The 12,906-nt window shown below is 44.9% G+C and carries 13 protein-coding genes; 3 read left to right on the top strand and 10 right to left on the bottom strand.

Annotation, left to right across the window (positions count from 1 at the left end):
- Window positions 1–16: 16 nt before the first annotated feature.
- Window positions 17–1,153 (top strand): glycosyltransferase family 4 protein, encoded by a 1,137-nt coding sequence (locus tag QP775_RS15445; RefSeq protein WP_285107353.1) that lies wholly within the window; start codon window positions 17–19, stop codon window positions 1,151–1,153.
- A gap of 182 nt (window positions 1,154–1,335) precedes the next feature.
- Here QP775_RS15445 and QP775_RS15440 read toward each other — a convergent pair whose 3' ends face one another.
- Genes QP775_RS15440 through QP775_RS15430 form a run of 3 tightly spaced genes read right to left on the bottom strand, consistent with a single transcriptional unit; the run spans window position 1,336 to window position 4,567 of the window.
- On the bottom strand, window positions 1,336–2,337 hold the full coding sequence (locus QP775_RS15440; protein ID WP_285107351.1) for an NAD-dependent epimerase/dehydratase family protein: 1,002 nt from the start codon (window positions 2,335–2,337) through the stop codon (window positions 1,336–1,338).
- Window positions 2,301–3,593: a UDP-glucose dehydrogenase family protein gene (locus QP775_RS15435; RefSeq protein ID WP_285107349.1), complete on the bottom strand. Its 1,293-nt coding sequence runs from the start codon at window positions 3,591–3,593 to the stop codon at window positions 2,301–2,303. The genes QP775_RS15440 and QP775_RS15435 overlap by 37 nt, the downstream gene beginning before the upstream one ends.
- Window positions 3,594–3,595: 2 nt before the next feature.
- Window positions 3,596–4,567, bottom strand: coding sequence for a sugar phosphate nucleotidyltransferase (locus QP775_RS15430; RefSeq protein WP_239326193.1), 972 nt, complete (start codon window positions 4,565–4,567; stop codon window positions 3,596–3,598).
- Window positions 4,568–4,759: 192 nt separating this feature from the next.
- On the opposite strand from QP775_RS15430, the gene QP775_RS15425 reads away from it, so the two are divergent.
- Window positions 4,760–5,515: a hypothetical protein gene (locus QP775_RS15425; RefSeq protein ID WP_285107346.1), complete on the top strand. Its 756-nt coding sequence runs from the start codon at window positions 4,760–4,762 to the stop codon at window positions 5,513–5,515.
- Window positions 5,516–5,609: 94 nt separating this feature from the next.
- Here the strand turns inward: QP775_RS15425 and QP775_RS15420 are convergent, their stop codons facing one another.
- The 7 genes from QP775_RS15420 to QP775_RS15390 form a co-directional block, all read right to left on the bottom strand.
- Window positions 5,610–6,935, bottom strand: a complete 1,326-nt coding sequence (locus QP775_RS15420; protein ID WP_483312019.1) for a D-arabinono-1,4-lactone oxidase — start codon at window positions 6,933–6,935, stop codon at window positions 5,610–5,612.
- Complete coding sequence (locus QP775_RS15415; RefSeq protein WP_285107342.1) at window positions 6,923–8,125, bottom strand: amino acid deaminase/aldolase; 1,203 nt, start codon at window positions 8,123–8,125, stop codon at window positions 6,923–6,925. Before QP775_RS15415 ends, QP775_RS15420 begins: the two co-directional genes overlap by 13 nt.
- A 187-nt stretch (window positions 8,126–8,312) precedes the next feature.
- Window positions 8,313–8,651 (bottom strand): antibiotic biosynthesis monooxygenase family protein, encoded by a 339-nt coding sequence (locus tag QP775_RS15410; RefSeq protein ID WP_285107340.1) that lies wholly within the window; start codon window positions 8,649–8,651, stop codon window positions 8,313–8,315.
- Window positions 8,652–8,795: 144 nt separating this feature from the next.
- Window positions 8,796–9,545 (bottom strand): amino acid ABC transporter ATP-binding protein, encoded by a 750-nt coding sequence (locus QP775_RS15405; protein WP_285107338.1) that lies wholly within the window; start codon window positions 9,543–9,545, stop codon window positions 8,796–8,798.
- Between the two features lie 52 nt (window positions 9,546–9,597).
- Window positions 9,598–10,251 carry an amino acid ABC transporter permease gene (locus tag QP775_RS15400; protein ID WP_239326181.1) on the bottom strand — a complete coding sequence of 218 codons (654 nt, stop codon included), beginning with the start codon at window positions 10,249–10,251 and terminating at the stop codon, window positions 9,598–9,600.
- Between the two features lie 73 nt (window positions 10,252–10,324).
- Window positions 10,325–11,149 carry a transporter substrate-binding domain-containing protein gene (locus tag QP775_RS15395; protein WP_481857207.1) on the bottom strand — a complete coding sequence of 275 codons (825 nt, stop codon included), beginning with the start codon at window positions 11,147–11,149 and terminating at the stop codon, window positions 10,325–10,327.
- A gap of 208 nt (window positions 11,150–11,357) precedes the next feature.
- Window positions 11,358–11,873 carry a DUF5381 family protein gene (locus QP775_RS15390; RefSeq protein ID WP_285107335.1) on the bottom strand — a complete coding sequence of 172 codons (516 nt, stop codon included), beginning with the start codon at window positions 11,871–11,873 and terminating at the stop codon, window positions 11,358–11,360.
- A 358-nt stretch (window positions 11,874–12,231) separates the two neighbouring features.
- Here QP775_RS15390 and QP775_RS15385 point away from each other — a divergent pair, with 358 nt between their 5' ends.
- Complete coding sequence (locus tag QP775_RS15385) at window positions 12,232–12,897, top strand: 3'-5' exonuclease (RefSeq protein WP_285107333.1); 666 nt, start codon at window positions 12,232–12,234, stop codon at window positions 12,895–12,897.
- Window positions 12,898–12,906 lie beyond the last annotated feature (9 nt).

The raw sequence follows: 12,906 nt of genomic DNA, 5'->3' as shown, positions 1-12,906 counted from the left end.
GGAGGAAACAGCCCGCATGAACGTGCTGATCATATGCACTGAGAAGCTCCCTGTCCCGAATATTAGGGGCGGTGCTATTCAGACTTATATAGGCGGTGTCGCTCAGAAAATAAGTGCTCATCACCGGTTGACGATCCTTGGTAGATCAGATCCTGAACTGCTCCCTGATGAGGTTGTCAATGGCATTCGCTATGTACGAGTACCGTCAGATGGAATATTTGACAAGTATGCAGAAGGTGTCGTTCAATTTTTGAATCAACGCACTGAGCATTACGACCTCATTCACATTTTTAATCGGCCACGATTGGTACTCCCCGTTCGTAACACATCACCCCAATCCCGTATCGTACTCAGCATGCACAATGACATGTTTAATCCGGCCAAAATTCACCCAGAGGAAGCTCAGGCGGTGATCACTACCCTAGAGCGCATTGTTACAATCAGTAATTTTATTGGCAATGAAATTCTACGCTACTATCCGCAAGCACAACCCAAGCTCAGAACGATATACTCAGGGGTAGACTTGGATCGTTTTGCCCCATGGATGGAATCACAAACAGCCCTCCATGAACGCCAAGTATTACGCGCTCAGCATCAACTTGAATCCAAGAAGGTAATTCTGTTCGTAGGTAGATTGTCAAGAAATAAAGGGCCGCATGTGCTTGTACGTGCGATGTCCCAGTTGAAGCACTCTGACGCTGTGCTCGTCGTCGTTGGCGGAGCTTGGTACAGCGATAATCGTGTCAGCGACTACATCGCCTATATTCGCTCATTAGCTGAACGAGCATCGCTGCCTGTTGTGACAACTGGATATGTGGAAGCACACGATGTGCACCGCTGGTTCTGCGCCGCAGATGTGTTCGTATGCACCTCAATCTGGGATGAACCTCTGGCACGCGTGCACTATGAAGCAATGGCAGCAGGCCTTCCGTTTCTAACAACTGCTCGCGGCGGTAATCCTGAAGTTATCATTAATGATAATGGCCTGTTAATTACGAACCCTGACAGTCCACTGGAGTATGCGGAGAAGTTAAATCAGCTGCTATCCAATATGGACCATGCACGGCAGATGGGCCTTCGTGGCAGAAGGCTCACAGAACAACGGTTCCATTGGGATCGGGTAGCTCAAGAAATATTGTCTGTATGGGGATAACTGGGATAGCTTACTAGCAACTATAAGCTCTTAGCATATCAGCCAGAGATAGAACCCAACAGCATTGAAGCCCTTGCAGCTCCAACAGAGCTGCGAGGGCTTCCTCTCCAACAAATTCGGACGATTGCACGCACTGTCTGTCAAGAAGTAGGATAACCCGCTAATCGCACTGCAATGCCAAGCTACTTTACATACTGATATAATTTCTTTAGATGCTCTATTTCAAGTAAAAGCCCTGTCTCCAGATCTATGGCAGGGGAATATCCAAGCAAGCGCTCTGCCTTTGTAATATCCGCCCAAGTGCTTGTCGGCTCCCCGTAAATGCCCCCAGCCACTTTAATCGATGCTTTATATTGAAAAAGATGTTCTAACAACGCAATACATTCATTAATAGTAGCTCGCTCTTTTCCCCCGATATTAATCGTTTCCCCGATAACTTCATCCGCAAAACCTGCAGCAACAACCGCTCTTACACAATCAGATATATAAGTGAAGTCTCTGCTTTGTGTGCCGTCTCCATACAACGTGATCTCTTCCCGATCAAACATTTGCTTGATGAACCGATGGAAAGCCATATCTGGACGCTGCCTTGGTCCATATACGGTAAAGAAACGCAAAATAACGACAGGCAGCCCATCATTTTCATAATAGACCCGGCAAAGATGCTCAGACGTTAATTTGGTAATGCCATAAGGCGACAATGGAAATGTTGTTGCGCTTTCGTCAACTTTCCCACTCTTCTCACCGTAAATCGATGAGGTTGAAGCGAACAGAAATCGCTTAATGCCATGTTGTTTGCATCCTTCGAGCAGCCGCTGCGTAGCCGTAATATTATGATCGGTATAGTGGACAAAATCAGGTCCCCAACTGGACCTAACGCCTGGCATTCCCGCCAGGTGATACACGACATCAGCTTCATGCAAAATTTGCTCCCATGGTACAGTGAGCAGATTATCTTCAAAGAAGGTAAATCGTGGGTTCTCAAGTAAATGCTGAAGGTTGCGCTTGCGTATCCACGTTGGTGTTGACAAATCAATAAAAGCATCTATCCCCACAACATCATGCTGATGATTACGAAGCAGTTCCTCACATAAATGAGAACCGATGAAACCAGCAGCTCCAGTTACTATGATCTTCGCCATGCCAATCACCCGTTCCCGATGCCGTAATAATGATAACCCCATGCTTTCATCTGTGTTCCATCCAACATGTTTCTGCCATCAAATACAGCTGTATTCCTCATCTCATACGCCAAATCCTGCCATGCTTCTGCAGCGTACTCAGGCCATTCTGTACAAATGACAACCGCATCAGCTCCGTGAATCGCGTCCTTCACCGACTTTACTTGCCGTACATGAGCTTGGCGAGCAGCTTCCGGCAGTCGGGCTACTGGGTCATGTACCTGGATGAGGGCCCCATCTTTCAATAACTGTGTGATAAGCTTCAGCGAAGGAGCTTCTCTCAGATCATCTGTACCAGGTTTAAACGCCAACCCAAGCACCGCAATTACCTTTTTATCGATGATGCCGAGGTGTGCCTTTATTTGCTCCATAAAATACTGATGCTGCGTCTCATTTACTTGAACAACTTGCTGCAGCAGCCCTAGACTGCTGCCATGATTGTTAGCGATGTGCAAGAGCGACTTTACATCTTTAGGAAAACAAGAACCACCGTAACCGATACCCGCCTGTAAAAATGACTTTCCTATCCGAGCATCGTATCCGATCCCTGCTGCAATATCCGTAATAGATACGTTGAGCTGGTCACAGAGCCGGGCTAATTCATTCATATATGAAATTTTAGTTGCCAGAAAAGCATTAGCCGCATATTTGATCATTTCTGCAGTTGCTGGCGTGGTCACAAGATAGGGGCTATCAATATCCCGATACAGCATTCTTACTTGCTGGGCAGCTGCGCTAGAATCAGTGCCGATGACGATTCGATCAGGATGAAACGCATCATATACAGCGTTACCCTCCCTCAGAAATTCAGGATTAGAAACGACATCAAATGGAAGCGGGCTCTTTTGAGCCTCTGAAATCCATTGTGTCACCAGATTCTGAGTACCTACAGGCACCGTGCTCTTCATAATAAGCAGCTTATACTCCTGCATATAGGTACCGATCATAGTGACAGCGCTGCGGATATACTGTAAATCTGCGCTCCCATCTTCCTGTGAAGGAGTACCTACGCATATAAAAATCACTTGAGATTCCTGGATCGCTTGCACAGGGTCTGATATAAATCGGATATTGCCTTTATTAAGCTGCGTATGGAGTAATTTGTCCAAACCCGGCTCATAAAAGGGAAGCGTTCCACTTGAAAGAGTGGACACCTTGGACTTATCCGTATCAAAGCCTATCACATTCCATCCCAGCTCAGCCAATAGCAATGCGGTTGTTGTACCGACATAACCAACACCTGCCACTAATATGTTCATGGTTACGCCTCCCGAGTGGACTGTGCCCAGTAATCTCGACTGACGATTGTGCCTTTCAAGCTCGCATTTTTTAAGGATACGCCTTCGAGTATAATACAATCTTCAATACGGCAATTTTCCAAATAAACGTGGGGACCTATCGTAGTAAAGGGGCCAATCTCACATTCTATCAATTTGCTTGAAGGATCAATCAGAACTAGCGGGCTCTGTGGATTTGCACTATCAACAATCTGCCCTGCCAGAAGTGCACCTTCACCAGCCATTTGCTGGAGAACCCATCGATTTGCTTCAAGCCATCTATCTATCGTACCTACATCAGTATGTGATTCGTAAGTGATATCATAGGAAATTGCATAATTGGCTTCGATTAACCATTGAATGGCATCCGTAATCTCATATTCCCCTCTCTTGGAGGGAACAATCGCATGCACAGCTTCAAATATTTTTGAAGTAAATGCGTAGGCCCCCATAATCGCAAGGTTTGATTTAGGTTGAAGGGGTTTCTCCTCCAAACGGATAATATGCTGCTCCTTAATCTCGGCGATGCCATAATCCTGAGGCTTCTCAACCTCTCCTAACAATAATGCTCCGTCATGCTGCTCCAATAGAATCGAATCGCGCAAGCCAGTAAGCGTCTGGTCAATTAAATTATCACCTAGAAGAAGAATAAAAGGATCAGAACCAATAAACCCTTCCGCCTGCTTGACTGCATCTGCTATTCCTAGTGCTTTGGCTTGATAGAGATAAGTAATCGATACTCCCCATCGTTCGCCATCTCCTATTATGCTCTTGAACAACGGTTCATGTGCCTGTTGGATAACGATACCGATCTCTTGAATGCCTAGCTCCAGCAGCTTTTCTATACTATAGAATAGTAGCGGTTTGTTAGCGATCGGAATCAACACTTTGGAAGTAACATTCGAAAAAGGTTGGAGCCTAGTGCCTTTACCTGCACAAAGAATCAATCCCTTCATAGAAGTTCGCTCCTTGTCTTTCGTCGATATGCATTAAAATATGATTTCGGATAACTATTAGGAAGGGCGATTGTGAATCAATAGGGAAAATATACTTCTGTACTTCACGTAATTTTACAAAAAAGCTGCAACATCCACGCTTATCTTCATGCATTAACCCAATCATATTATTATGAAAAACATACTATAAGAATGAAACTTACAAAGTTTCGATCTTCTAGCAGAGGGGAACTGATGGAATTGGCGAACTTAGATAAATTCGAAGCTGAGCTGTCCAAGTATGAATTAGATGATATTGATGAGATTGAAGTCGAATATACGGATGGCAGCACTTCCAAATACAGCTATGATGACTTGCTTGACAGCGGCGTAAATGCCGACAAGAGATCATCACTTCAGGAATGGATCGATGGTGTCGATTGGGACGATGTCGAGGAAGTAGAACTTGAACTCCAGAATGGCCAAAAGTATGAAATTGATTTGGAAGAACAAGATGAGGATGATCAAGAAGAAGACGAAGACGCGGATTCCGACTCTGATGATGAAGATGACGAAGACGAGTCCGACTCTGATGACGAGGATGAAGATGACGAAGACGAATCCGACTCTGATGACGAGGATGAAGATGACGAAGACGAGTCTGACTCAGATGACGAGGATGGCGACGAAGACAGCTCCTATTCCGATGACGGGGATGGCGACGAAGACAGCTCCTATTCCGATGATGAGGATGACGAAGACGGCTCCTATTCCGATGACGAGGATGACGAAGACGGCTCCTATTCCGATGACGAGGATGACGAAGACGGCTCCTATTCCGATGATGAGGATGACGAAGACGGTTCCTATTCCGATGACGAGGATGACGAAGACGGCTCCTACTCCGATGATGAGGATGACGAAGACGAAGACGATGATGAGGACAACGATGATGAGGATGACAATTAAAATTGTTCAATTGAAGCCAAAAACAAGGCCGCTCTAATCCTATTGGGGCATGAGCGGCCCTCTTGGTGAACTTTACGCTTACCCTATTCGTTATTTAGAGGCTATCTACTCCAAATACAGATTTTAAGTAAGGATTCAACAGTATTCCCTGCGGGTCTAGTTCTCTACGTACTTGCAAAAAGTCATCCCAGCGTGGATATAAGTTTTTCAGCTGTTTTGCTCTTAAATGATGTAGCTTTCCCCAATGTGGCCTACCTTCATAACGCAACAGTATACGCTCGACGTCGTCAAAATACGGGCCGAATGGCATACCCTTGTACATGTGTATAGCAATATAGGCGGAGTCCCTGCCAAAAGCAGGGCTCAGCCAGATATCATCCCCACGAACGTATCTGCATTCTATCGGAAAATGTACCGTATATTTCTTGCGCAAGATGCAGTCTCTGATCTCTTCCAAGGCTGGTTGCAGTGCGTCAGCAGGAATGCTGTACTCCATCTCGTTAAAACGGACAAGCCTCGGAGTGGCGAACAGTTTATGCGCAGCACCAACTTCTTCCCCCACTGGAACGCAAGCTGCTGATAATCGGCTTACAGACGCGCTTAATCGAGGAACTACACGGCACATCTCTGACATCGCCCAAAAGATTCCATTCTCGATTACCAGCTTATTAAACTGGTTCCAACCACCATTCTTCGTCACTTCTCTTTCTGTAGTGTTCATTACTTTGACTTGCACTTGATCCGTATAAGGGAACCAGTAAAATTCGAAATGGCGGTTAGTCGTACGCAGCGAATGCAAGGAATACAGACATTGCTCTAACGACATTCGTGAGCTTTGATAATGCATACGTTTTGCTGGAATCACCTGCAGACGCACATCGGTGATAACGCCTAAAGCACCTAATGACACCTGCAGCGCCTTGAACCATGCAGCATTGTCCCGCTCACTGCATTCAATGAGATCGCCTCTTCCCGTAACTACAGTAAGGCTTTCAATCTGTGTTGAAATAATACCAAAATCGATTCCTGTGCCATGGGTACCTGAGCTGAATGCACCAGCCAATGACTGTACATTAATATCACCTAGATTCTGCTGCGCATATCCAAGCTGTTCCAGCTCATCACCAAGTCTCTTCAGCTTTGTCCCTGCCTGAACATCAACGAGCAGCCGATCTGAATTTACACTCGTAATGCCCTGCATCTGATCTAGTGAGAGATGGACATAATCTGTCGCTACTAGCGGGGTGAAGGAGTGACTAGAACCGACCATTCGAATGGTCGAGCCTGAACGTCCTGCCTCTTTTAACGCATTCGCAATCTCTTCTCTTGTTTCCGGATACCACACTTCTTTCAAGCTGCTTCGCACAAGGCCAGACCAATTCCGCCACTCCCGTGGGCCTGCTCGCTTCACACGAAACACCACCCTTCTCCCCGATACGTCTTTATCTGGCCTGTTATTTGCCCATATTCATAACAATGAAGGGTTTTGAAGCGCTCACACAGTTCTCCTGCTTTGCTGTGTCGCATAAATACAGGATCGCCGAGCTGCAGACGTTCTTCTCCTTTGTACATAATCGGGGTCTGAACCTCTCCCGCTCCCTCCTGAGCTAGCAACCGACTGCCAAGCGGAAGATAAGGCTGCGGCAACTTATCCGTCCCGGTAGCCCCTGATCCTGTGTAACCCCCACCATGACAAGTAAATACACCTTCCTTCGGTAATCTTACGATTTCAATTGCGTATCCTGCTGCCGGAGCACATTGGAAATCCCTATAACTATCAAACAAGGCAGGCCCGTAAAAGCCTGAACCAACTGTCACCTCATTAATAACATCCTCTTTACAGGTGGAATGGAGACTGCCTGTTCCTCCTCCATTAAAAAATCTAAAATGAATATCTCGTTTCTTTAATTCATAAGCGAGCTCTAATCGTTTGTTTGCAATTTCTTCAATTGATCTTCGCTTCAAATAAGTTATGATCATATTTTTCAAAGCTTGTTTAGGAGTATGATCACCGACCCCAGCTATTTGCGCCTCGTAACCCATCAGACCTTCGAGTCGGATGAAAGGTTGGCTCAAGATGTACTCCGCCATTGTGACAGCTTCTCCAACACTTCGAACTGGAGAACGTCTGACACCAAAGTACAGACCATATAGCTGAGTGGACATATCGATGTCTAGACATATCGGCAGCACAACTTGCTCTTCCCTAGCAAAATAAGCTATCCGATCAACATGCTTAACGTCATCAACCATAAAAACAATTGTCTTCCCCTGTTTAATTAGACAGCATATTGCTCGAATCGACTCCTCATTCCATACGGGATAACCGATAAGAAGATCATCGAGTCCACGCTCTGCCAAACATACAGCTTCCTGTGCAGAGTAACACATCACTCCACTAAAGCGACAATCTCTTTCTAGAATATAACGTAATACGGATACTGAACGTATAGATTTACTTGCGATCCTTACCTGTTTCTGTCCACTTCTGTTGAGTATATCCGTGATGTTATACCTTAAATATTCCAGATCCAAATACGCGTACGGCATTGGCAACTGTGAAAAAGCATTGGCATATTGACGATATGTACGTTTGTCACCGTAACTCATACCCTATTTCTCCTCTACCCAAGCTTTCGATCACCACAATTGTTAGCGCTTACCACAATGAGAACTGTTCCTATACTAATAAGTAATGTACGTCCATCGTGAATATGACTATTAAATGAAAGTCTCCATTAAAAGTGAAATAGGCACAAAAAAGCCGACCCATGATCTGAATAGGTCGGCTATCATGTTATACGGTTGCTTTGGATTCTACATAAGGTCCTTTGGAAGACCTCACTTCATATATCCCATGCGTTGAACTGATGACGTGATCTGGCTTCGGCTTGCCTCGGCTCTGACGGTGACCTTCGATATGCGCCTCACTTGTCTCCCACTTCTTCCAGCTTTCCTCAGAGTCCCAGCGTATCATCACGATAACTTCCTCGTCGCCTCTTCTGACCTTCTTTACTAGTACACTGAGATCGATAAACCCTTCTGATTTCTCAATGATACCTTCACCTGTAAAATGTTTGACTACAAGATCCGAAGTTCCTTCTTTAACTGTAATCGTCTTCGTCTCAATAAACATCTCTTCACGTCCTTTATCACTGCATTCTCATATAACTTCATATTATTGATAGGGATTATCATTGTCAACATTTGATTATCCATACTTATACAAAAGTCCTTGTCCACCACGAAGAGGCAGACAAGGACTTAACAATCTATCTTTTTAATCTTCTTGAGCCAATTGTCGCAAAAATCGCTGGGCGCGTTCTGTCTTCGGAGCCGTAAAAAATTGTTCCGGCTTACCTTCCTCAACGATGTGCCCGTCGCTCATGAAGATAACATGATTTGCAACTTCACGGGCAAACTTCATCTCATGCGTGACCACGATCATAGTCATGCCCTCATCAGCGAGCGACTTCATTACTTTCAGCACCTCGCCCACCAACTCAGGGTCAAGTGCCGATGTCGGCTCGTCGAACAGCATAATATCAGGCTGCATCGCCAAGGCACGGGCGATCGCAACACGCTGCTGTTGTCCGCCAGACAAACGAGCAGGATGCTCGTTCCTTTTCTCCAGCAACCCCACTTTGGCAAGCAAACTTTCTGCGATCGCTACTGCCGCATCATGTGTCATCCCTTTTACCGTCTTGGGCGCTTCGATGACATTCTCCAACACTGTCATATGAGGAAAGAGATTAAACTGCTGGAACACCATACCCGTATGGCTTCTCACCTGCTTCAGCACTTGTTTCATGTCACGCCGGGGCGTGTCTGCTCCCCACGTAATCGTGCCTACTCGGATGGACCCGCCATTCGGCTGTTCCAAGCCGTTCAAGCAGCGCAGCAGCGTACTCTTTCCCGATCCACTCGGTCCGATCAGAACTACGATCTCACCTGCATCAATCTTTGCATTAATATCCGCAAGCACTTCATGCTCACCATAACTTTTCTTAAGTCCAGTGATCTCAATCATATTATGTAACCCTCCTCCATACTATCAACTGGACACTGCTCCATCGCACGAATTAGTAGGCTTTTGCAAGCTTGGCCTCTACCCGGTTTAATATAGCGGTAAAGCTAATGCTCATAATCCAATACATAATTGCGATAGCAAGGTAAAACGGCAAAGCTACATAGTACTGGGCCACGAGCAGCTGCGCTGAACGCAGCAACTCCGTTGCCGTCACGACAGATACAAGTGACGTTTCCTTCAGCATACCGATTGCCGTATTCCCCATAGGCGGAATAGCAATACGGGCAGCCTGCGGCAGCACTACACGCCGCATCACCTGCCACGGCGACAGGCCTAACGAAGCTGCCGCCTCCCATTGACCACGTGGGACAGCCAAAATCGCACCGCGAAATGTCTCTGACAAATACGCGCTGACATTAATGCTGAGTACAATGCAGGCAGCCATAAACGGGCTGAAGGACACCCCAATATCGGGAAGACCATAATACACAATAAAAATCTGAACCAAAATCGGCGTTCCCCGAATAATAGAAACATAAAATTGAGCAAGTATTTGAAGCGGCTTAGGTCCTTTCAGGCGAACAACAGCAACAGCCAGTCCGATAAAGAAGCCAACAAACAAAGCAATAAGCGTAAGTTGCAGCGTTAAATAAGCTCCTTTTAACAAATATGGAATGTTTCCTTGCTCAAACAATAAATTAAACACCGTCTGTTCCCCCTGTTGTTACGGTACCCTTAATGCCCATTTACCTATACCGCTTCTAAATACGTTATTACAATTACAAAGTCGGTTCTACGTCAAACCATTTCTTGTGAATAGCAGCGTAAGTGCCGTCCTTCTTCATCTCATCAAATGCTTTGTTAATCGCTTCAAGCAGTTCCGGCTGGCCCTTCTTAATCGCAACACCGGCTACATCTTCTTTAATAGGCTCACCGACAGCCTTAATTTTCAAATTGTTCTTGTCCACAATCGGCTTTAAAGCAAACACATTGTTAATTGTTGCATCTATACGTCCTGTGTTCAAGTCCATTAATGATGTAATGACATCATTATAAGTTGCAATCTCGAAATCTCCAACTTTAGGGAGCACTTGCTCGCGCAAATATTTTTCATCGTTTGTGCCAAGTCCTACGCCTATTTTCTTACCTTTGAAATCTTCAACAGATTTAATGGTATTGTTATCTGCCTTCACCACTACGTTTACCGCATTTTTAATGTAGGGAGCAGAGAAATCGATGGTCTTCTTCCGGTCATCTGTAATCGTTACCTGACTAATAAGCGCATCAAATTTGGTTTTCTGCAAACCTTCAATCAATCCTGAGAACTCACCTGTTACGATCTCAGCCTGTATGCCCATACGCTTGGCAATCTCACGAGCCATATCGGCATCAAAGCCATCAACCTCTTTTTTCTCATTTAAAAAGTTGTATGGAGGATAGGTTCCCATCATTCCGATTACGATCTTACCTTCGCTTTTGATCCGCTCCAACGCGTTCGTGCTTGCCTCTTCCTTCTTTGGCGTGTTGCAGCCCACAGCTATGATAGCGATAACTGATAGTATAGTGATAAACAGTGTAGTACGTTTCCAAGTTGTCATTTTCATGATGAATCCCCTCTTAGCTTTCATTTTTAATTCCGACTAGCATAGTCAGGATTATAGAGCATACACGTCCTAATTACAATACTCTGTGCAGAAAAAAGAAAAATAATCCTCCCAGCACCCAATAAGAAAAGCCATGACAAAGCATGGCTTCATAACACTTACTAATATATAGTTTATATAAATTAAATAATAATGTCCAGTCCTTCAGTTAACTTGTAGCAGAAGTTTGCTCCTGCATCCTCACTTCATCGTTGCTATGAACACTTCTGTTCTGCTTTACCTCAAGCTGCAAGGCCTCCGTCCAACGTCTCATCTCTTGATGGCTTAACAAATACTGTGTATTCCACACCACCTGCTGACCATTTTTTAAAAGGAAGATAAACTTAGGGAAAATCGGTTGAAACAAAATACCAATCCGTGTATGCTCCACACGTACTTGTCGAATGTCTCCCCACAAAACGACTTTGTCACCTGCTAGGAGTCCTTCTTCCTTATAAGAGAACAATACTTGTTCCGAACTGATCAAAGCACGTATCCCTACGATTAGGAACTTGCCAAAGAAACTGAATCCCATCAGTGCGATGACTGCCGCCACAAACCGTCGTGTCAGCATCAAATCCATCATTAGAGCCGCATACGTCAAGCCTACACAACCACATACGGCAGCAAAAGCAAATAACCACTTCCACCCTACATTCGATTTCTGATAACGTATTTGAACCACAACTTTGGACCTCCTCATTCGACAATTAGAACTTCCGAGATCATACTATGTACCCATTTTAAGTCGAATTTTAATCGATATCGTAATCGTTTACAAGCCAAAATTTTACGTTTGAATGATTATGAAGTGCGAGAAAAACCGTGAATGCAGCTAGTAAAGTCGTTTTCGGCCTATGTTAAATTTTTGTTATCGTATCATAAATGGAAGGATCTCGTTTAGGACATCAATCACTTGTAACAAGCCACTTGCTGGCTTCCACTCATCAAAACTACTAGTGGATACCATCACCAATTGCTAACCACTCGTGATATGATACAATCTAATAATGAAAGTGAAGAGAGAAACGAGGGACATCAGCATGCTAGCTATCATCTATGATCTGGAAATGACCGTGACAAGAAGAAGGGGACAACCTTCTGAAATTATTGAAATTGGAGCCGTCAAAGTCGCTATCGAAGAAGATAAGCCCGTCATTGTCGATACGTTCCAGTCGTTTGTACGTCCGGTCTTGTCACCACAATTAACTAAAGATACGGTATCATTTACAGGGATTACCCAACAGGACGTCCATTCGGCCGAGACGCTGCAAAACGTGTTGGACCAATTTATTGCCTGGATCGATACTGATGATTATGCCCTGTGCTCATGGGGAGAAGATGATAAGGTCCAGTTTGTTAAGGAATGCCGACACAAAGAAATATCGCTGTACTGGCTGTTAAATCACACGAACTTGCAAAAGCAGGTTTCTACTTTAATGGGCAGGGGTCACAATCAGCAGATCGGCCTTAAACCAGCCTTGGAGTCGCTTGAAATCGCATTTGTTGGTTCACATCATCGTGCACTGGATGACGCTTATAATACAGCACTTATATATATGCATTATGCAGATCGCATTGAATTTCATCTCAATAAGACAGATGATCAAGCCAGCTATGAGAGCGAGCTAATTTATCAAGACCAGGCGGCGGATGATGACCAGGCGGATAATCCGTTTTTGGCGTTATCGAAGCTTAATTTATCCTAGCCATACTAA

The sequence above is a fragment of the Paenibacillus sp. UMB4589-SE434 genome (genome assembly GCF_030226685.1).
Lineage (GTDB): Bacteria > Bacillota > Bacilli > Paenibacillales > Paenibacillaceae > Paenibacillus_B.
Note: the sequence above shows the minus strand (reverse complement) of the source record. Positions and strands in the feature narration are given on the sequence as shown.